17 protein-coding genes and 1 riboswitch are annotated in these 19,300 nt (G+C 59.9%); of the genes, 12 read left to right on the top strand and 5 right to left on the bottom strand.

Going from position 1 to position 19,300, the window contains the following annotated elements; all coding sequences use genetic code 11:
- Positions 1 to 39 precede the first annotated feature (39 nt).
- From ACB042_RS02535 to ACB042_RS02525, 3 genes are all read left to right on the top strand, one after another.
- Positions 40 to 600 (top strand): hypothetical protein, encoded by a 561-nt coding sequence (locus tag ACB042_RS02535; protein WP_371177718.1) that lies wholly within the window; start codon positions 40 to 42, stop codon positions 598 to 600.
- Positions 601 to 800: 200 nt separating this feature from the next.
- Positions 801 to 2,066, top strand: coding sequence for a hypothetical protein (locus ACB042_RS02530; RefSeq protein WP_371177826.1), 1,266 nt, complete (start codon positions 801 to 803; stop codon positions 2,064 to 2,066).
- A gap of 70 nt (positions 2,067 to 2,136) precedes the next feature.
- Entirely contained in the window at positions 2,137 to 3,348 is a 1,212-nt protein-coding gene (locus ACB042_RS02525) for a Bcr/CflA family multidrug efflux MFS transporter (RefSeq protein ID WP_076491839.1), read from the top strand.
- 86 nt (positions 3,349 to 3,434) lie between these two features.
- Here the strand turns inward: ACB042_RS02525 and nhaD are convergent, their stop codons facing one another.
- Both nhaD and ACB042_RS02515 read right to left on the bottom strand, forming a co-directional pair.
- Complete coding sequence (gene nhaD / locus ACB042_RS02520; protein WP_371177717.1) at positions 3,435 to 4,859, bottom strand: sodium:proton antiporter NhaD; 1,425 nt, start codon at positions 4,857 to 4,859, stop codon at positions 3,435 to 3,437.
- A 107-nt stretch (positions 4,860 to 4,966) separates the two neighbouring features.
- Positions 4,967 to 5,434, bottom strand: a complete 468-nt coding sequence (locus ACB042_RS02515) for a DUF4357 domain-containing protein (RefSeq protein WP_005333716.1) — start codon at positions 5,432 to 5,434, stop codon at positions 4,967 to 4,969.
- 197 nt (positions 5,435 to 5,631) lie between these two features.
- On the opposite strand from ACB042_RS02515, the gene ACB042_RS02510 reads away from it, so the two are divergent.
- The 4 genes from ACB042_RS02510 (at position 5,632) to ACB042_RS02495 (ending at position 11,320) form a co-directional block, all read left to right on the top strand.
- Positions 5,632 to 6,312 carry an ABC transporter ATP-binding protein gene (locus tag ACB042_RS02510; RefSeq protein ID WP_338774637.1) on the top strand — a complete coding sequence of 227 codons (681 nt, stop codon included), beginning with the start codon at positions 5,632 to 5,634 and terminating at the stop codon, positions 6,310 to 6,312.
- A gap of 30 nt (positions 6,313 to 6,342) precedes the next feature.
- The gene (locus tag ACB042_RS02505; protein ID WP_371177716.1) at positions 6,343 to 8,766 is read left to right on the top strand and encodes an FtsX-like permease family protein; all 2,424 of its coding nucleotides are present in this window, start codon (positions 6,343 to 6,345) and stop codon (positions 8,764 to 8,766) included.
- A gap of 185 nt (positions 8,767 to 8,951) precedes the next feature.
- Positions 8,952 to 9,992, top strand: a complete 1,041-nt coding sequence (locus ACB042_RS02500) for a lipocalin-like domain-containing protein (protein WP_371177825.1) — start codon at positions 8,952 to 8,954, stop codon at positions 9,990 to 9,992.
- Between the two features lie 236 nt (positions 9,993 to 10,228).
- Positions 10,229 to 11,320, top strand: a complete 1,092-nt coding sequence (locus tag ACB042_RS02495) for a putative phage abortive infection protein (RefSeq protein ID WP_371177715.1) — start codon at positions 10,229 to 10,231, stop codon at positions 11,318 to 11,320.
- A 220-nt stretch (positions 11,321 to 11,540) separates the two neighbouring features.
- Here the strand turns inward: ACB042_RS02495 and ACB042_RS02490 are convergent, their stop codons facing one another.
- Complete coding sequence (locus ACB042_RS02490; RefSeq protein ID WP_371177714.1) at positions 11,541 to 12,329, bottom strand: alpha/beta fold hydrolase; 789 nt, start codon at positions 12,327 to 12,329, stop codon at positions 11,541 to 11,543.
- A gap of 118 nt (positions 12,330 to 12,447) precedes the next feature.
- Here ACB042_RS02490 and ACB042_RS02485 point away from each other — a divergent pair, with 118 nt between their 5' ends.
- Genes ACB042_RS02485 through ACB042_RS02475 form a run of 3 tightly spaced genes read left to right on the top strand, consistent with a single transcriptional unit; the run spans position 12,448 to position 13,709 of the window.
- Positions 12,448 to 12,831, top strand: a complete 384-nt coding sequence (locus ACB042_RS02485; RefSeq protein WP_005333730.1) for an MmcQ/YjbR family DNA-binding protein — start codon at positions 12,448 to 12,450, stop codon at positions 12,829 to 12,831.
- A complete protein-coding gene (locus ACB042_RS02480; protein ID WP_371177713.1) occupies positions 12,828 to 13,316 on the top strand; it encodes a GNAT family N-acetyltransferase in 489 nt (162 codons plus the stop codon). Before ACB042_RS02485 ends, ACB042_RS02480 begins: the two co-directional genes overlap by 4 nt.
- A 57-nt stretch (positions 13,317 to 13,373) precedes the next feature.
- Positions 13,374 to 13,709 (top strand): DUF3802 family protein, encoded by a 336-nt coding sequence (locus tag ACB042_RS02475; protein ID WP_005333735.1) that lies wholly within the window; start codon positions 13,374 to 13,376, stop codon positions 13,707 to 13,709.
- Between the two features lie 261 nt (positions 13,710 to 13,970).
- Here ACB042_RS02475 and msrA read toward each other — a convergent pair whose 3' ends face one another.
- The gene (msrA, locus tag ACB042_RS02470; protein ID WP_005333739.1) at positions 13,971 to 14,603 is read right to left on the bottom strand and encodes a peptide-methionine (S)-S-oxide reductase MsrA; all 633 of its coding nucleotides are present in this window, start codon (positions 14,601 to 14,603) and stop codon (positions 13,971 to 13,973) included.
- A gap of 268 nt (positions 14,604 to 14,871) precedes the next feature.
- Between msrA and argA the strand changes: the two genes are divergently transcribed.
- Both argA and lysC read left to right on the top strand, forming a co-directional pair.
- The gene (argA, locus tag ACB042_RS02465; RefSeq protein ID WP_005345063.1) at positions 14,872 to 16,200 is read left to right on the top strand and encodes an amino-acid N-acetyltransferase; all 1,329 of its coding nucleotides are present in this window, start codon (positions 14,872 to 14,874) and stop codon (positions 16,198 to 16,200) included.
- 107 nt (positions 16,201 to 16,307) lie between these two features.
- Positions 16,308 to 16,531: riboswitch (Lysine riboswitch) on the top strand.
- Between the two features lie 90 nt (positions 16,532 to 16,621).
- Positions 16,622 to 17,974 carry a lysine-sensitive aspartokinase 3 gene (lysC, locus tag ACB042_RS02460; RefSeq protein ID WP_019446161.1) on the top strand — a complete coding sequence of 451 codons (1,353 nt, stop codon included), beginning with the start codon at positions 16,622 to 16,624 and terminating at the stop codon, positions 17,972 to 17,974.
- Positions 17,975 to 18,055: 81 nt separating this feature from the next.
- Here the strand turns inward: lysC and ACB042_RS02455 are convergent, their stop codons facing one another.
- Positions 18,056 to 19,141 (bottom strand): hypothetical protein, encoded by a 1,086-nt coding sequence (locus ACB042_RS02455; protein ID WP_371177712.1) that lies wholly within the window; start codon positions 19,139 to 19,141, stop codon positions 18,056 to 18,058.
- Positions 19,142 to 19,300 lie beyond the last annotated feature (159 nt).

Here is a 19,300-nt window from a genome sequence, read left to right as displayed (position 1 = left end):
CATTGGCATAGCCTCTTGGCATTAAGTAAGGAGAACAGGATGACCATCCGCCCGGGTTTACTCGCCCTCACCCTGCTGCTGACACTCAGCGGGCAGGCGCAGGCTTACTCCTACGCCGCCGCCGGCAAGGAGCCACTGATCGATGCACGCGAAGCGCTGCTGGGCGCCGCCACTGACGGCAAGGATGCCAGCGCCACCTTGAGCGAAATTGCCGAGGAGCTGGCCTATCTGGAGCAGCATCACAAGGTAGAGCTGCAAGGGCCACTGGCCGCCGCCATCAAGGGGAAAGACGCTGCCGCCACCGCAGCCCTGCTCAACCGCGCCTACAAGGCGGAGATCGAACGCCGCCTCGAAGGGGCCAGCCAGAATCTTGGCGACTACCAGACCGCCAAGGTGCTGGTGGTCAAGAGCAAGCGCTTCCTCGACTTGATCCTCCCCTCCCTCAGTGAAGGGGATCGCAAGGCGGCCGAGCAGGCGCTGGCCAGGGTGCTGGATGCCATCGGCAACCCGGGGGTATTCGGGGTGGGCGCCAAGCCCGCCGATGCCGCCGCCTTTAGCGATGCAGAAAAAGCGCTGATGGCCGTGCTGGCGCCGCTTTGATGGCAACCTGCCAATCATTGCGCCACCTCGCTGTGACAAACGGTGGGTTTCGCTGCGCTCTACCCACCCTACGCACGGCCTGCCGATAAATGCACCCGGACGCCGGTTTGCCCCCTTCTCCCCTGGCGGGAGAAGGGCTGGGGATGAGGGGTAAGGTAACGGCCCGGCGTTGGCCTTCCCCCTGCTCCATCACCATTTGGCTGCTCATTCTGCTGCAACTGGCCTGGCTCGGCTGGTTGCTGGCCTTCCCGGTGGCCCTCGATTCCGACGATGCCCTCAATTTCGCCCACGGGGTGACGCGCTTTAGCGTGCTGGAGTTCTCCCCCCACTTTCCGGGCTACCCCGCCTTTATCTGGCTGGCGCGGCTGATCAATCTGACGGTGGACGATCCGGCCCGCGCAGTGCAGTGGGCAAGCCTCTTGGGTAGCAGTTTGCTGGCACCGTTCGCTGCCTTGCTGGCGGTGAGATTGTGGCAACGGTCCAGCCTGCTCGCTCCAGTCTGGTTGCTGGTACTGGCACTGCCGCTCACCCCGACGCTCGCCCTCTCCGGCCTCTCGGACGGGCCGGCGCTCGCCGCCTGGCTTGGGTCGCTGCTGGCCTTGCAGCAGCGCAGAATTGCGCTGGCGGGTTTGCTGCTGGGCCTTATGCTGGCGCTGCGCCCCTCCTATTTTGTGCTGGCGCTGCTGCCCTTGTGGCTGGGGATGGCACAGCAGGGAACGCGTGTCAGGTTTGTGCTTCCCATCGTGCTGGTGGGGCTTATCAGCTTGCTCTTTGTCTGGCAAGCCGATGGCTGGGCCTATTTTGGCGAGGGGCGGCGCTTTACCGACGGCCACTTTACCCTGTGGGGCAACACGGCGGCGGCCCACGGCGATCGGCTGCAGAGCTGGGCCCGCACCTTCAACGATCAGCTCACCCCGCTCTGGCCCCTGTTGATGGGAGCCTTGCTGATGCTGCCACTCTGGCAACGCTCAAAAGGGCACACAGCGGCCCTCTCCCCACTCTGGACGCTCTACTGGCTCGCCCTGCTGGTCTGGACCCTGTTTGGCCAGAATCCCGACAATCCCCGCCATCTGGCCCCCGTCACCCTGCTCGGTATCGTGCTGCTGGCAGGTTGGCTGCCGCGCCGTGGCGAGAAGCTGGCAAGAGTGGCCGGATTGCTGCTGCTCGGCGCGATCTTCACCCTGCCCCGTCCGCCCGCCATGGTGCAGGCAGCAAGGCTGGCAGAAAAAACGTGCCCGGCGCTGGTGACCCAGTGGGGAGTGCGGCTGCTGCGCGAAACCACGGCCTTGGCCGTCACCGATGGCTGGTACAAGGGGGATGCGGCGCTGGCGCTCTCTCAGGGAGCCTGCCGTCTCAGTCGCCGCCCCATCGCCGCGAGCGAAATGCCCACTGCGGTGCGCCAGCACTGGTTTGCCCCACGCTTTGCCGCCGAGCCCGGACTCTGGCTCGCCATACCGGATCCATAGCCGCGACAAAACTGATAGACTGCTTTTTTCGCGCTTTTCAACCCGACGTTTCGCATCAACTGGACACCCTATGCCCCAATCGCCAACAGCTCAGGCTGCCGCCCTCTCCCCCCGTTTCCTGTTTATCCTGCTCGGTGCTCTGGCGGGTCTGACCCCGCTGGCGGTGGATATGTATCTGCCGGCCATTCCGGCCATCGCCCGGGATCTGGCCACCAGCATCGACGGCGCCCAGCTCACCATCAGCGCCTTTCTGGGCGGCTTTGCCATCGGCCAGCTCTTCTACGGCCCGCTGGCCGACAGCTATGGCCGCAAGCCGGTGATCCTGGCGGGGCTGGTGATGTTTGCCATCGCCTCGGTGGGCTGTGCCATGGCGGACTCCCTGCCTGAATTGCTGGCCTATCGGATGTTGCAGGCGGCGGGCGGCGCGGCGGGCTCTGTGGTGGTCAATGCCCTGCTGCGCGATCTGTTCGAGAAGGATGCGTTTTCCCGCGCCATGTCATTCGTCATTCTGGTGATGACGCTGGCGCCGCTGGTGGCCCCAGTGGTGGGCGGCTATATCAGTGCCCACGCCGACTGGCGGGTGATCTTCTGGCTGCTGGTGGGGATCAGCCTGCTGATCTGTCTGGTGATGCAGTGGAAAATTCAGGAGACCCTGAAACCGGAGCACCGTCAGCCGCTCAAGATCGGCCAGATCCTCAAGAACTACTGGGGGGTGCTCTCTCATCGCGGCGCCATGGGTTATGTGCTGTGCGGCTCCCTCTCCAGCTCCGGCATGTTCGCTTTCTTAAGCGGCTCCCCTTACGTCTATATCGAGTACTTCAAGGTGCCGACCGAGCACTACGGCTGGCTGTTTGGCCTCAATATCCTGCTGATGATGGTGGTCACCTTCGTCAACAGCAGACTGGTGAAAGGGGTGGGCGCCGAGCGGATGCTGCAATACGGTCTGCTGGTGCTGCCCTGCGCGGGCGCCCTGCTGGTCTATAACGCCTGGAGCCAGACCGGCGGCCTGTGGGGCATCGTCATTCCGGTGGTACTGTTTGTCGGCCATATCAGTCTGGTGGGCGCCAACGCCATGACCGGCCTGATGGGCCACTTCCCGCAATCTGCGGGCACCGCATCGGCACTGGCGGGCACCCTGCGCTTTGGCATCGGCGCCCTGGTCGGTATTCTGGTCAACCTCAATCCGCCCCACTCGCCGCTACCGATGGCCATCGCCATCGCCTGCTGCGGCGTGGGCTCCACCCTGAGTTACTGGCTGCTGACCGGCAAGCGAGGCGATTGATCACCCGCCACCTGTCAGGGAAAACGAAAGAGGCTTCCGTCAACGGAAGCCTCTTTTCGTATTGGCTCGTACTGGCGCCCAGACGTTCAGAACTGGGCACTGTTGAGCCAGAGGTGCGCCCCTATGCTCACCAGATAACCGAGCAAGATGGCAGGCAGCCACTTCAGGTGGCCAAAAAAGGTATACATGCCGTGGGCCTGTCCCATCAGGGCCACCCCGGCCGCAGAGCCGATGGAGAGCAGGCTGCCGCCCACTCCGGCGGTCAGGGTCACCAGCAGCCACTGCCCCAGTGCCATATCCGGGTTCATCGACAGCACGGCAAACATCACGGGAATGTTGTCGATGACGGAGGACAAGACCCCGATGAAGATATTAGCCATGGTGGGATCCCCAGCGTCATACAACCAGTGTGACACCAGCTCCAGATAGCCCATAAAGCCCAGCCCCCCTACACACATCACCACCCCGTAGAAGAAGAGCAGGGTATCCCACTCCGCCTTGGCCACCTTGTTGAACACGTCAAATGGCACCACAGAACCCAGACTGCGCAACCGCACCTCATCACCATTGCGTTCATAGAGCGCACGCTTGCGGGCAAGGGATCGCGGCAGCGACTTGCGCAAATAGAAGCCGAAAAACTGCAGATAACCGAGCCCCAGCATCATGCCGAGCACGGGCGGCAGATGGAGGAAACTGTGGCATAGCACTGCCGTGATGATGGTCAGCAAGAACAGTGCGACGATGCGGCGGGCTCCCCGCTTGAGATCGACCACCTCGTTATCAGCCTCCGGCACATGGCGCGGCACCATCAGGCTCATCAGGATGGCCGGTACCAGAAAATTGAGCAGAGAGGGGATCAGCAGGGTGAAGAACTGGCCAAATTGCACCTTGCCCGCCTGCCACACCATCAGGGTGGTGATATCGCCAAAGGGACTGAACGCCCCTCCGGCATTGGCGGCGATCACTATGTTGATGCAGGCAAGATTGACAAAACGCCGATCACCGTTGGCCACCTTCAACACCACGGCGCACATCAAGAGCGCTGTGGTCAGGTTGTCTGCCACCGGCGAAATACAGAAGGCAAGCCCGCCGGTCAACCAGAACAGGGTGCGCAAGTGAAAGCCGGATCGCACCAGCCAGGCGCGCAGGGCATCGAACAGCCGCCGATCCTCCATGGCGTTGATATAGGTCATCGCCACCAGCAGGAACAGCATCAGCTCGGCATATTCCAGCAAGGTATGGCGGAAGGCCTGCTCGGCCGCCGGACTCATCCCCTGCTGTGCATAGGCGATACCGATCAGGATCCAGATCACCCCGGCGGCCACCAGCACGGGTTTGGACTTGCGCAGTTGCAGATACTCTTCAGCCATCACCAGGGCGTAGGCCAACACAAACAATCCGACACAAAAAAGTCCGAGGGCGGAGGATGTCAACAGAACAGGGCCACTACTGGCATGGGCGGGAGGGATAAACAGGGAAAGCAGCAAAATAACAGGGGTAAGCGCAGACATGGTCTCTTCCTTTTAGAACCGTCTGGCAACGATGCTAGCACCTGGATGAAAAGAAAAATTCATCCAGGTCAATTAACACTTAATTAGTTTGCTGTCGAAACGCGGGATTATTTCTTGCCGAAACCCGACTGCTTGAGGGTATAGCCTGCGCTGTTTTGCCAGGCATCCAGACCGCTGCGGTTATTGCCCGCCACCAGACTGGCGGCCAGACTCGGGCTGTTGAACAGCTGATCGGCGGTAAAGACAAAGCCGCCCTGACTGCGGGGCACTATGACCCCCTTCTCCAGCAGCTCGTGACGCAGCTCGATCACTGCTTCACGCAGAGAGGCAGCATCCTCGCCATTGGCGGTAGAACCGGCCAGCACCATAAAGCCCGGATTTTGCCGCTTGCCCACCGGATAACCGTGGGCCTCGGCCCCCTTGCCGTTGAAGTGGTAGAGCTCGCGCTCCCCCGGCCGGTTGTCGGAGAGTGCCTTTTGCAGGGTCATCAGCTCGTTGTAGATCTCGATGGGGACGACGGCAGCCTGCTTGTTGCCCTTGCTATCGATGATAAAACTGACTTGCTTGTGTAACATCCTTGCTCATCCTGTGACCCATGGAAGCCCCTATTCTAACCACCTCGGGCAAGCGGGATCCAGCGAGGATCCACTGCTCTTTTGCCGCCTTGATCACTAACTGGCACTCTTGATCAACCGTAAGGGGTGTTGATCAATGCTGGCCGTGCTAGCGTACCAAGCATGATGAAAGCCATTGACCATCAAACGGTTATCCCATGCTGACCCTGCGCAACCTCTGCAAGAGTTTCGATAACGGCAGTGAACGACTGCCGCTGTTCCACCATCTCGATCTCGCCCTCCCCGCTGGCGAGATCACCCTGCTGCTGGGCCAAAGCGGCTGCGGCAAGTCCACCCTGCTCAATCTGATCGCCGGGCTGATTGCACCGGACGAGGGGGAGATCTGGCTGGGGGAGACCCGGATCGACACCCGCTCCCCCGACGAGCGGGCGCGCCTGCGGGGCCGCCATTTCGGTATCGTCTATCAGGATTTCAACCTGCTGCCGACCCTGAACGTGGCCGAGAATCTGGCCCTGCCGCTCGCCATCAACGCTCTGCCACCGGATGAGACAAAGATTGACCAGTTGCTGCAGCGGCTCGATATGAGCCACAAGCGCCATGCCTGGCCGGAGCAGCTCTCCGGCGGTCAGCGACAGCGGGTGGCGCTGGCCCGCGCCCTCATCCATCAACCTAGTTGGCTGCTCGCCGACGAACCCACCGGCAGCCTCGATGAGCACAATGCCGAACAGGTGATGGCGTTGATGGTGGCGGCGGTGCGGGACACGGGCGCAGGTTTGCTGCTGGTGAGCCACAACCCGGCCTACGCCGCGCTGGCCGACAGGGTGCTTCGCCTCGAAGGGGGGCAACTTATCGAGCTCAAGGGGCCCCGTCATGACTAAACAGCGACTGCGTCTGTCGGGGGCACGCTGATGCTGCCACTCAAAGCGCTGCTGCGCCTCTATCGCAGTCACCCCTGGTTGCTGCTGATGAGTCTGGCCGGGCTGGTATTGGGGGTATCGCTGGTGGTGGCCATCGAGCTGCTCAATCACAGTGCCCGCACCAACTTTGTCGCAGCCCGCAGCCAGCTGGCAGGGGAAGCCAACTACCGGCTGGCCCCCATTGGCGGGCTGGATGAGCAGCTTTACGTGCAGCTGGTGACCAGCCAGCCAGCCCTCGATGCCATGCCCCAGCTCCATGGCTGGCTCAAGGATGAAGAGGGGCGCAGCTTTCAGCTGTTGGGGATGGATCTCTTCAACCCCGGCCCCCTGCGCCAGTTGTTTGGCGCCCACTCCGCGAGTGAACCCGCCTTTTCCCTCAACCGTGCTGACAGCATCTGGCTGGCGACCCCCGAAGCAGAGCGCCTTGGCTGGCAAGCGGGCCAGAGCCGCCGTTTTGTATTGGGCGGCAGCGATGGCGCCCGAACCCTGACCCTGACGCTGGCGGGCACGTTTGAACCGGGCGCCGTGCCCATGGAACGACTGCTTATAACCGACATCGGCCTCGCCCAACCGCTGCTGGATAAAGCGGGTCGGCTCGATCGCATCGTCTTCAAGCTAAGCGAATCAGAAGCTCGCACCCTGCAGGCCACCCTGCAAACCGATTACCCGAACCAGCCCTTGTGGCTTGAGCCCATCAGCCCGGCGCTCGATGCCAGCCAGCTTGGTGATGCACTGGCCCTTAACCTGACGGCGCTCTCATTGCTCGCCATGGCGGTGGGATTGTTTCTGGTGTTCAACGCCCAGCGATTTGTGCAGAGCGTGCGCCGCCCCCAGCTGGCCCAGTTGATCATTCTGGGGATGGGGCCGAGTCGGGTACTCCGCTGGCTCATCCTTGAGCTGCTTATTCTTGCCACCATCGGCACCCTGCTCGGGGTGCTGCTCGGCAGCCTGTTGGCGCTGGCAATGATGGGACAGCTCACCCAGGCGCTGGCCGATCTCTATGGGCCCAACCCCATCGATCTGTTGCGCCTCTCTCCTGTGAGCCTGTTCAAAGCGCTGTTGATCGGGCTGCTCGGCACGCTGGCCGCCAACCTGCCCGGCTGGTGGCAACTGCTGCGCCAATCCCCTCTCGAACTGCGTGCCGGAAGCAGCCGTCCCCCCGCTCACCCATGGCGACGGCGCGTGCTGGCCATCGCCATCTTGCTGCTGTGCGCTCTGTGCCTGTGGTTGCCGCAAACGGGTCTGAGTGGCGCCCTCTTTATCGCCGGCGGCTGGCTGCTGGCCATGGCGCTCTGGCTGCCCGATGCCCTGCGCGGCCTGCTTGGCTGGCTGCGACGGCGCGCGGGCGGCCCCCTCACGGCCCGGCTCGGGGTGGCCGAAACCCTCTATCACCTCGATCGCACCGCCATCGCGGTGATGGCGCTGCAGCTGGCCATCGCGGCGGCCATCGGCATCGGGGTCATGGTGTCGAGTTTTCGCTCAAGCGTGGAGATCTGGCTCGGCCAGCGTCTGGCCGCCGATCTCTATGTCACCGCCCCCAAGGGGGTGGCGGGCAACAAGGGCACCTTGAGCGACACAACCCTTAAGACCCTGCTCACCAACCCGCTGGTGAGCGCCGCCTCGCGCCGCTCGGTACACCCCGCCCGCTGGCAGGGGCAGCCCATCGAGTGGGCGCAGATGGACTTTATCCCCCAGCTTAAAGCGGCCTATCCGCTACTGGCCGGACGCTGGCCGACCCACCCCGACGAGGTGCTGGCGAGCGAACCGCTGACGGTGCGCCTCGGGGTCAAGGTGGGCCAGAGGTTGGCGATCAGCGGCGAGCAGGGGCCAAGACAGTTCACCGTCACCGGTGTCTATCAGGACTACGGCAGCGACAAGGGGCAGATCCTGCATGCCTTCGAGGCGGGAGCGGTGCAATCCCTCGCCCTCTTTAGCAACAACCCCGAACAGCTGGCCGACCGCCTGCGCGAGCGCTTTGGCGAGCAGCTCAATCTGCTCTCCGCCCCCGCCATCCACAGCGCAGCGCTCAAGGTGTTTGACCAGACCTTTGTGGTGACCGAGCTATTGAAACTGCTGATCCTCGGCATCGCCTTTGTCGGCATAGGCTCGGCCTTTATGGTGCTGGGGTTGTCGCGCCGTGGCGAGCTGCAGACCTTGCAGAGTCTGGGCTTGAGCCCCCGCCACTGCCGCCAGCTGCTGGTGTGGCAAGGGGCGGGGTTGGGGCTGCTCACCGCCCTGCTGGCCCTGCCGGTGGGGTATGGCCTCGCCTGGGTGCTGATCGAGGTGGTCAATCCCCGCGCCTTTGGCTGGCGCCTCGCCTTCGAGGCCGCCCCCCTTCATGCGGTCACGGCCCTGTTGCTGGCGCCGGTATGTGGCGCACTGGCCTCCTGGTATGCGGCAAGGAGAGTGGTATGACATATCGGTTAGCGCACTGGCTCAATCATGGCTTGAAGCTCCCATTGACCACTTCCCTCTCTCCGCCCATTTGTCAGCGCAGAGAAGAGCACAGTGCGACATCGAACCATCCCCTCTCCCTTCGGGAGAGGGCCAGGGTGAGGGGAAGCTTGTCCTCTTTACGGCGCCTGTGGCTCGCCGTCCTCTTGCTCCCGCTGATTGCCATGAGCGGCAACGCGCAGGCCAGCGATCTGGGCGCCCTGCTCGGCGGCGGCAGCGACAGCTTTAAAAAGGTGCTGCCGGGGCAAACCATCCAATTGCCGGAGGATCACGCCGCCCACCCCGATTACCGCTCCGAGTGGTGGTATCTCACCGGCAACCTCAAGGATGAACAGGGGCGCGAATATGGCATGCAGTGGACCCTGTTTCGCCAGGGTATCGAGCAAGAACTCCGCACCAGCAACCCCTGGCTCACCCCCCAACTCTGGCTGGCCCAGTTTGCCATCACGGATCTCGACCGTGGCAGCCACCAGCAAGATGAACGGGCCAGTCGGCAGGGGCCGGGGCTGGCGGGGGCCAGCGGCGGCCAATATTGGCTCAGGGAGTGGCGGCTTGCCTCCCAAGGGGCCGCGCTGTTCCCCGCCACCCTCAAGGTGCAGAGCAAGATTGGCGAGCTGAACCTCACCGTCACTGCCGCCAAGCCGCTGGTGCTGCAAGGCAAGGCCGGTTACAGCGAGAAGAGCCCGGGCAACGCCTCCTTTTACTACTCCTACCCGCGCCTCACTCTTCGCGGCACCCTGACTCGCGATGGCGAGACCCGCACCGTCACCGGACAAGGCTGGTTTGATCACGAGTGGAGCAGCTCGGTATTGGCCGAATGGCAATCGGGCTGGGACTGGTTTTCGCTGCAACTGGCCGATGGCCGCGAGCTGATGCTGTTTCGCCTGCGCACCAAATCGGGACGCACTGAGCCTGAGAACCGCTACGGTATGTTGATTGAGCGGGATGGCAGCAGCCGGGTGCTCGCCCCCGACGCGATTCGCCTTACGCCGGGCAACACCTGGCGCGGCCCCAAGGGGCAAAATTACCCCGTCGAGTGGCAGCTAAACGCCGCCGGAATGAGCCTCACCATCAAAGCCCGTCAGCCCAATCAGGCCATGACCGGCCGCTTTGACTACTGGGAGGGGGCTGTGACTGTGGAAGGAAATGCGCAAGGACTCGGCTATCTGGAGATGACGGGGTATTGATTTGCAGATAGCCCCTATTGGCAGCTAACAGACTTAAAATCCGGCCACTGTCAAAAATTATTCGAACTCCACATATACGATGATTTTTTACTGAACAAATTGATGGAAACTTGGCATAATGCCCAACCGAACCCTCACTTTATTAGGTATTATCTCTATTGTCGGCTTACAAGACCGAGAAAAATCGTGAAAGTTTGATTACTACATTATAACATTTTTCATTATGGAAAAATTTGATGAAAGAATGGATTAAATACCAGTTAAAAAGAGCAAATAAAATATTGGATGATAACTATCCACAGTTTGAGGAACTATTTTCAGAAAATCCAAAAGAAAAAAACGTGAAAAACCTTGATAAGGTTTTGTATAAAATTTTATCTGGTGCCATTATCTGCGCAGGGCTATTACTTTTAATTAATTTAGCATTGATCAGTTTTACTGACAAAGGCGGTGTGTTCGGTGATTTTTTAGGCGGCGTATTAAATCCTATTTTAACATTCTTCACTCTATTTGGTCTTATTGCAACAATAGTAATTCAGAGACAGGAATTGAGGCTTGCAAGGCATGAACATGAAAAAACAGCTGATGCTTTAAGCACTCAAGCTATAGAGACAACTTTTTTTAATATAATTGATCTTCATCATAATATTGTTGACAATTTGAAGGTCGACTTAGAGGAACTAAACTATAAAAGTGACGCGGAAAGTAAAATAAAAGCATTATCAGCCACCGTCATAAAATCAACTGTTGGTTTACAAATTCAATCAAGACCATCTAAAATACAAGGGCGTGCTGTTTTTGAGGAAATATTAAATTTCCTATCCGAGAAGGTGAAATCCCCACAAGAATCACTAGAACTCTACAAATATATACAAGAGCATCACAACCATATATTGGGTCATTACTTTAGAAACCTCTATCAAGCTTTAAAGGTTATCAACGATTACGAAGACAATAAACTATCAAAAGAGCAAAAAAGAAAATACACAAGTATTCTCAGAGCTCAGCTTTCAACGAAAGAATTGGCCCTGTTATTTATTAATTGTATCGAGGGTGTTTCAGATGCAGGTCAATTCAAAAATCTTTTGATCGACTTCCAAATGCTTGAGCACCTACCTATATCGAAAATTGATGGTGGCTACTCGTTAGCTGGTTCAAAAACTCCTATAGCCAATGATAAAATGTTTTTACAATATAAAACCAAGAAAGAAATAGGTGTAGATTTACGTAAATACTATGGTGGTGCATTCGGGCAAAACAAGGGGGTACCATATAACTTACGCCCTAGCGAGCCAACCATAAATACTATTGATTTTACTGTAGGCTGAGGAATTATGACCAACAGTTTTATTATATAATTCGTCATCCAACGTTCGTCATACACCCTCGTGTTTTAATAATGAACCGAGGGTGAGTAACAATCTAGAACCGATAACATTATTACTACCATCAAATAAGCATATGACACGAATGACAATCAACGGGTTACAAGTGATACTTCCCTATTAGGTTCCACTTTACCCAGCCCAACTTACCAAATTAATCGGCTTATGCCACGACCGTTTGGCTAAATATAAACGCCAACGACTGCCGGTTAAAGTGAGCTGGCTGCTCCACGTTGCAGACGTGGCCGCAGTTTTCGATGATCTCGAGCTGGCTGTAGGGGTCCCGGGCCACCTGTTCGCGCACCGGAGCCAGAAACATATGATCCTCCTCCCCCATCACATAGAGGGTGGGAATGGGCAGGGAGCATTCGCGGAAATAGCGCATCAGCGGGTTAACCTCGGTGGCGAGGCGGAACCAGCGTTTGAACTCTTTCTGGCAGAGCTTGCGGGCTTCGCGCACAAAGAGGTTGCGTGACTCCTGATGGTGCTGGCGCGGCATGATGATGAAGGCAAACAGCCGGTAGAGCCACATATAGGGCAGGAAGTGCTGGCCGAGTCGGCCCAACTGCACCAGTACCCGCGAGCGGATATCGAGCCGCAGGATGGCGCCGCCCAGTACCATGCTTTTCACCCGCTCCGGGCAGAGCTCGGCCAGATGGCGAATAAGGATGGTGCCAAGGGAGATGCCGACAAAGTGGGCGCGGCGGATATCGAGATGATCGAGCAGCCGAACGATATCTTCGGTCACTTCCCGAAAGCTGTAGTGGCCCTTGACCACCTGTTGCAGCTGGTGAGACTGGCCGTGGCCGCGCAAGTCCAGCAACAGCACGTTGAAGTGCTCGCGATAGGCGCGCAGCTGCTTGAACCAGATGGAGGAGCTGCCACCGGCGCCGTGGACAAACACCACCCAATCCCTCTCGGGACCCAGTTCGAAAGTCTTGTGATACAACATCCAATAGGCTCCCTTGGTGATGGGGGGTATACTCGGCTGCGCGCATATTAACAGAACAGGCCCGCCGATAGATATGCGCCTGACATGACCCGGATCACCCCTTGCGCGAGAACTTTCCATGGATTTGACCCGTTTGCGCCACTTTCTGCTGACCCTGCCGGGCGCCACCGAAGATACCCCGTTTGGCCCGGAGATCCTGGTCTACCGCATCGCGGGCAAGATGTTCGCGCTGGTGGATTGGCAGGCCGAGCCGCTTACCATCAACCTCAAATGCGAGCCCGAGCTGGCGTTGCTGCTGCGCGAGATCCACCCCGAGGTCAAACCGGGCTGGCATATGAACAAACAACACTGGAACACAGTGACCCTGAACAGCACCTTGCCGGATGATCTGTGGCAGGGCTGGGTGCACCACTCCTATGAGCGGGTTGTCGCGGGTCTGCCCAAAGCCAAACGGCCACAGGCGCCACGCCCCCTCTCCCCCACTGATGACCCAACCTTATGACGCCAGCACTTAGTCCAGCACTTTGTATTGTCCCCCTTGGTGAGGCACATATCCCCACCCTCGTGAGCCTGTTTGAGCAGGCGGTGCGACGCAGCGGCCCCGAGCACTACAGCGCCGAGCAGGTGGAGCAGTGGGCCCTCGGTTCACAACATCCAGGCTTTGTCAGCCAGCTGCGCGAGCACCACGGCTGGGTGGCGGAGCTGGCAAATGTGCCCCTCGGGTTTGTCACTCTGAGCCCCGATGGCCACCTCAGTCTGCTCTATGTCAGCGCCGACCATCAGCGCCAGGGACTGGGCAATCTGCTGCTCACCACGGCGCTCGCAGGGGCCAGAGGGCTCGGTATGACCCTCATCACCACCGAGGCCAGCGCCTTCAGTTATGAGCTATTTTTACGACATGGCTTTACGTTGACCGGGCTGGAGTGCGTGGAGCGGGGCGGAGTCAGTTTTACGCGCCATCGCCTGCACTGCTGCTTGCCAAGCTAGGGCAAGCCACTAAAATACGCTTAATTTTCGTATTGTTACTGTATTGAGGCAGCAACCATGGTGGTAGAAAGTGAAGGCTATATCTCGCTGATCGAGTATCTGGTGGAGAGTTTGGGATTGTTTGAATCCCAGCAGCAGAACGATGGTGAAGAGACCATCGAAGATCTGGTCAGTGGCCGTGTTGCCAGCAACCTGATGGCCATTTGCGAGCAAAACCCCCAGCTCGATCCCAAGGTACGTTTCGCCATCATGCAGGAGGCCGACGCCGTGGTCGCCGACTTGGAAGAGGTGCTCTCCGCCGTCTGGCTGCGCGCCCCGACCCCGGAACAGAAAACCTTCCTCATCGAGTTTATCGACCTTATCAAGAACCTGTTCGACAGCGCCATCGGCTGATCTGCCGTCCGGCTCTCCCGCCCAACGCAAGATTTCAAAGCAGCAGATAAGGAAAAGGGCCGCCTTGGTGGGCAGCCCTGCTTGCTATCATTTTCAACCCGCCAGTGCGTTCATTCATCAGGCGGTTATCAAGGCAAGAAATGTGTCTGGACTTTGCATCCGATCCCTGGACGCTACCTAGTTAGTCCCGACTGGTCGCAATAAGTTCCCTCCTCCGACCATTTATTTTCACTTTTATTAAGAAATCGACTACAAACCTGTTCAGCGGTTCAGGCTGGGCGGCAAACAGACTCCAATGCCACCCAATCCGCAGTAGCCATCCGGGTTTTTCTCCAGATATTGCTGATGATAATCCTCGGCGTAGTAGAAGGGCGCAAGCGGCAGAATGCGGGTGGTAATGGCACGGCTGTCGCCGCTTGCCGCCATCGCCTGCTGGTAGGCCGCCATGCTCTGCTGGGCAATGATCTGCTGACTCTCGTCGCCATAGAAGATCACCGAGCGATACTGGGTGCCAATGTCCCCGCCCTGCCGCATCCCCTGCGCCGGATCGTGCTGCTCCCAGAACAGTCTGAGCAGATCGCCATAGCTGATCACCGCCGGATCAAACACCACCTGCACCGTCTCGGCATGGCCGGTCAGGCCGCTGCACACCTCTTTGTAGGTGGGATTCTGGGTCACGCCGCCCTGATATCCGGCCGCGGTGGAGTAGACGCCCGGCTGCTGCCAGAACAGGCGCTCCACGCCCCAGAAACAGCCCATACCAAACCAGGCGATCGCCATGTTCTCGGGCCAGGGACCCTGGGTCGGGTTGCCATTCACCGCATGCTGCTGACCAATCACCATCGCTTCGCGTCGTCCCGGCAGGGCATCTGCCGGTGAAATAATCTGTTCCATGAATTCTGTCCTTGTATAAAACCCTGTGAAATCACACAGCTGACGAAAAGGAGCATCGAAGATAGCAGTTTATCGCGCCGGATCAACCGGCGGGCCCCTCCCCGCTCGCCCCGGCGGCCATCTGCACCGTCCGTCACCCTTTCCCGATCCGCACTGCCAAGCCGCTCCTCGTAGACCAGAAACGGCCAAAATCAATATTTAGTCTTGATTTGTGAATTAATTTTCATATATTGAGCCAATCGCTGTTTTTTTATGGAAGAAATATCAAGTGCGTGAACGCGAACCCAGTCTGGTCAATGCCTTCCGGCAATCCACCCCCTATGTCAATGTGCATCGGGGTGCCACCTTTGTGCTGATGATGGGGGGAGAAGCCATCTGCCACCCCAACTTCGCCAATATCGTCAGCGATATCGCCCTGCTGCAGACACTGGGCATACGCCTGGTGCTGGTGTTTGGTTCACGTCCGCAAAACGATGAAGCGCTGGCCCGCGCCGGTATCGAGGCCCAGTATCACAAGCGGATCCGGGTCACCGATGACGAGAGTTTCACCATCATCAAACAGGTGTGTGGCGGCCTGCAATACGACATCACCGCCCAGCTCTCCATGGGGCTCGCCAACACCCCCATGCAGGGGGCGCGGATCAGTGTGGTGAGCGGCAACTTCGTCACTGCCCAGCCGCTGGGGGTGGATGATGGCATCGACTTTTGCCACAGCGGCCGGGTGCGCCGCATCGACGTGGAGGGGATCACCCGCCAGCTCGATCAGAAGAGTCTGGTGCTGATCTCCCCCATCGGCTGCTCGGTCACCGGCGAGAGCTTTAACCTGAGCTCGGAAGAGGTGGCCCGCCGGGTGGCGGTCGATCTCAAGGCGGACAAGCTCATCTGCTTTAGCAGCACCCAGGGGGTGATGGACAGACGCGGCGAAGCCATCTCCGAGCTCTTCCCCGAACAGGCCGAAGAGCTGCTGGTTGAGCTGGAGCAGGCGGGCGAAGAGATGTCCGGCACCGCCCGTTACCTGCGTGCGGCCATTGCCTCCTGCCGTGGCGGGGTGCCCCGCTCCCATCTGGTGAGCTATCAGGATGATGGCGCCATGTTGCAGGAGCTGTTCAGCCGCGACGGCCTCGGCACCCAGATAGTGCGGGAAAGTGCCGAGCAGGCCCGCGCCGCTACCATCGAGGATATCGGCGGCATTCTGGATCTCATTCGCCCGCTGGAGGAGGAAGGCATTCTGGTGCGCCGCTCCCGCGAGCAGCTGGAGATGGAGATCGACAAGTTCACCATCATAGAGCGCGATGGCCTCATCATCGGCTGTGCGGCCCTCTACTGCTTTATGGAAGAGGCGATGGCGGAGATGGCCTGCGTCGCCATCCACCCCGACTATCGCAACTCCAACCGGGGGGATCAGCTGGTGGCCAAGGTGGCCGAGCGGGCCAAGCGGCTCGGGATCCGTCGCCTGTTCGTGCTTACCACCCGCTCCATCCACTGGTTCCGGGAGCGGGGCTTCGATCCGCTGGAAGTGGAAGATCTGCCGGTGGCGCGCCAGCGTCTCTACAACTGGCAGCGCCGTTCCAAGGTTTTGTCAAAGACCATTGCTTAAGCCATTGATTCTGCGTTGAGTTAGCCGACAATTTGAACTTTTTCACAAACTCGATTGACAGTGCAATCCAACGCAGGGTATTTCTAAATGCACTCCACCGCCCTGGTGGAGCCAGAAGAGGAGCGCTGCCCAGGCAGCCCAAGGGAGGACGCCAGCGTCCGGTGAACTTGGGTCAGGGGGAGCAGCGCCGAGACGAGTGAGGAGACTGGTAACCTCAACGTCGGCTGCGGGGGCTGAATCCCCCGGGTTGTCATCGGTAGTGATCATCCCCCACCGCGCCCTGTCAGGGGCGGTACGGGATGGGCTCTGCAGGTGGAGTGCTTCTGGCCGGGATAGCTTCGTTCATTCCTGCCATTTTCAGCCTCCTCCTCTCTTTTTTGCCCGATGGAACCGGAATCTTAAAATAAGACAGGAGTAAGCAATGAGCCCGATCAATGTCGCCAAGTTTGGCGGAACCAGTGTCGCCAACTTCCCGGCCATGAATCACTGCGCCGATATCGTGCTGGCCAATCCCGCCACCCGGGTGGTGGTACTGAGCGCCAGCGCCGGTGTCACCAACCTGCTGGTCGCCCTGGCACAAGGGGAGCTGGACGAAGCGGGCCGCGACGAGCAGCTGGCCAAACTGGCCGGGATCCAGCAGGCCATTCTGACCGATCTCGGCAACCCCGTTGATGTGAGCGCCCTTATTCATGGTCAGCTGGACGAAATTCGCCTCATGGCCCAGCAAGCCCACCAGCATACCGATGCAGAGCTGGCCGATCGCCTCATCGCCTGCGGCGAGCTGATGTCTACCCGCCTCTTTACCGAGCTGCTGCGCCAGCGCGGCGTCAAGGCCCACTGGCAGGATGTGCGCCAGCTGATGCGCACCGACAGCCGCTTTGGCAAGGCCACCGTCGATCTGGCCACCACCCGAACCCTCTGCCAGCAGACGCTGGGCCCGCAGCTTGGCGACAGCCTCATCATCACCCAGGGCTTTATCGGTGCCGATGGCGATGGCCGCACCACCACGCTGGGGCGCGGCGGCTCTGACTACAGCGCAGCCCTGCTCGCCGAAGCGCTCGATGCCGCCAGTATCGAGATCTGGACCGATGTGCCCGGCATCTACACCACGGATCCGCGCCTCGTCACCCGCGCCCGCCCGATCCCAGAAATCAGCTTTGTCGAAGCGGCCGAGATGGCCACCTTCGGCGCCAAGGTGCTGCACCCTGCCACCCTGCAACCGGCGGTGCGCCAGAATATTCCGGTGTTTGTCGGCTCCGCCAAGGATCCTGCCGCCGGTGGTACCTGGATCCGCGCCAGCACAGATTCAAGCCCGCTGTTTCGCGCCGTCGCCCTGCGCCGCCAGCAGGTGCTGGTGACCCTGCACAGCCTCAACATGTTCCACGCCTACGGCTTTCTGGCCGAAGTGTTCGGCATTCTGGCCCGTCACCGCATCTCGGTCGACCTCATCACTACCTCGGAAGTGAGCGTGTCATTGACGCTGGATCACACCGGCAGCCAGAGCAACGGCGAACCGATCCTGAGCGACAAGGTACTGGCCGAGCTGGGCCAGCTTTGCAAGGTGGAGGTGGAAACCGGTCTGGCACTGGTGGCGCTCATCGGCAACCGGATGAGCGAAGTGAACGGGGTGGGCAGTCAGGTCTTCGACGCCCTGCGCGAGCACAACATCCGGATGATCTGCTACGGCGCCAGCGCCCACAACCTCTGCTTCCTGGTCAAGGAGAGCGAGGCGGGCAATATCGTCAACCGCCTCCATCAGGAGTTACTGGACTGACCCTCAACCGAGGCAATTCCGGCCATGCAACAGGGCGCCTGCAAGGCGCCCTGTTCATTTGCGTATCCCTTACGTTGCGGCTCAGGCAAGGCTGGTGGCAGGCAGCTGACAGGCCAAGGCTTCCCGGCGCAGCTGCTGCAAGCGGGCCAGCAGCCCGGTCTGGCCGAGCTCCGTCTCCTGAGGCGAGAGATTGTCCACCAGCAGCGGATAGTGATCCGTCACCGCCTGCATCAACCAGTCGAGGCGACGCAGGGTGAGCGGGCCGCAGCTCTGGCCGCTCAGATCATCGGCCACATCGAGCCGGTGGCAGCGATACATGTCCCGCCACCAGTTGGCGACCAGCGCCTCGTCGCTCGCCAGCGCGGCGCTCCACTCCCCTTGCAGGGCGTGCAGGCGGGCCAGCACGGGCGCGCTGGCCCCTTCGCGGATCAGGTGGTGGATCTCCCGTTTCACCCATTTCAGACAAAGCTCGCGCCAGTAGCGAAATTGCGGCAAAGGATCGGCCTCATCGAGCCAGAGTCCGGAGAGGGTACGGGTCTCCAACCTCTCCGGTACATGGAACTGCGGGTCGACCAGACCGTTGGAGTTGTATTCAAAGCGGGGATCGAAGGTCCACATATAGCCAAAGTCGAACACGCAGATCTGCTCGCCGTCATCGAGCAGGTTGCCCGGACTCGGGTCCCAGTCAAACCAGCCCCAGCGGGCCAGCTCCCCCTGCACCTCCAGCATCTGGGCCAGATTGCGTTCGTTGAGCTGGTGGACCGGCACACCCCGCAACCAGGGGGAGACCAGCACACCGGCCCGCGCCGAGCCGAAGCTGGTGCAGACCACGTGGGAGAGGACGGTAGGGTGCAGCTCCCGCAGCGCCTCGATTTCGCGTCGCCGCTCCAGCTCGGTCAGAAAGGCGGTCTTGCCATCGAGGTTGGCCACCAGCGAATCCTGACGGCGCCGCTTGAGGCACCAGTGATGCCCCTCCACCTTGAGGTGAAACACCTCGGCGGTGAGACCGTGGCGATAGACCTTGACCACAGCCGGATGGCTATCCTTCAGCTTGACCAGTTGGGCCAGCGGCAGCGGGCAGTCGCGCTCGCGTCCGATCCGGATCTCTTCCTTGCTCTCCAGCATGCGCAGCAATCTGGCCTGACGTGCCATCACTTTGGGATTCATACATGTACCTCCAGTCGCTATCGAGAGACTAAACAGCAGATCCCTCCCAAGCCAGTGGCAAAACCCCATGATGACGCTTTCATCACATATTCCGAACAACCCCTCGATCGGGATCACAATTTGCAAGGTTGAGCTGTAACCAAATATTCATTAAGTGGT

The sequence above is a fragment of the Aeromonas sp. S13(2024) genome (genome assembly GCF_041402405.1).
In the GTDB taxonomy this organism is placed as follows: Bacteria; Pseudomonadota; Gammaproteobacteria; order Enterobacterales; family Aeromonadaceae; genus Aeromonas; species Aeromonas veronii.
This window is presented reverse-complemented; position numbering and strand designations above follow the sequence as displayed.

Bases quoted from the DNA above. Each gene is read 5' to 3' on its own strand.
- ACB042_RS02495 (WP_371177715.1), top strand. From the start codon at position 10,229: ATGAAAGAATGGATTAAATACCAGTTAAAAAGAGCAAATAAAATATTG.
- ACB042_RS02525 (WP_076491839.1), top strand. From the start codon at position 2,137: ATGCCCCAATCGCCAACAGCTCAGGCTGCCGCCCTCTCCCCCCGTTTC.
- ACB042_RS02485 (WP_005333730.1), top strand. From the start codon at position 12,448: ATGGATTTGACCCGTTTGCGCCACTTTCTGCTGACCCTGCCGGGCGCC.
- ACB042_RS02490 (WP_371177714.1), bottom strand. From the start codon at position 12,329: ATGTTGTATCACAAGACTTTCGAACTGGGTCCCGAGAGGGATTGGGTG.
- ACB042_RS02455 (WP_371177712.1), bottom strand. From the start codon at position 19,141: ATGAATCCCAAAGTGATGGCACGTCAGGCCAGATTGCTGCGCATGCTG.
- ACB042_RS02515 (WP_005333716.1), bottom strand. From the start codon at position 5,434: ATGTTACACAAGCAAGTCAGTTTTATCATCGATAGCAAGGGCAACAAG.
- ACB042_RS02535 (WP_371177718.1), top strand. From the start codon at position 40: ATGACCATCCGCCCGGGTTTACTCGCCCTCACCCTGCTGCTGACACTC.
- ACB042_RS02475 (WP_005333735.1), top strand. From the start codon at position 13,374: ATGGTGGTAGAAAGTGAAGGCTATATCTCGCTGATCGAGTATCTGGTG.
- msrA (WP_005333739.1), bottom strand. From the start codon at position 14,603: ATGGAACAGATTATTTCACCGGCAGATGCCCTGCCGGGACGACGCGAA.
- lysC (WP_019446161.1), top strand. From the start codon at position 16,622: ATGAGCCCGATCAATGTCGCCAAGTTTGGCGGAACCAGTGTCGCCAAC.
- nhaD (WP_371177717.1), bottom strand. From the start codon at position 4,859: ATGTCTGCGCTTACCCCTGTTATTTTGCTGCTTTCCCTGTTTATCCCT.
- ACB042_RS02505 (WP_371177716.1), top strand. From the start codon at position 6,343: ATGCTGCCACTCAAAGCGCTGCTGCGCCTCTATCGCAGTCACCCCTGG.
- ACB042_RS02510 (WP_338774637.1), top strand. From the start codon at position 5,632: ATGCTGACCCTGCGCAACCTCTGCAAGAGTTTCGATAACGGCAGTGAA.
- ACB042_RS02480 (WP_371177713.1), top strand. From the start codon at position 12,828: ATGACGCCAGCACTTAGTCCAGCACTTTGTATTGTCCCCCTTGGTGAG.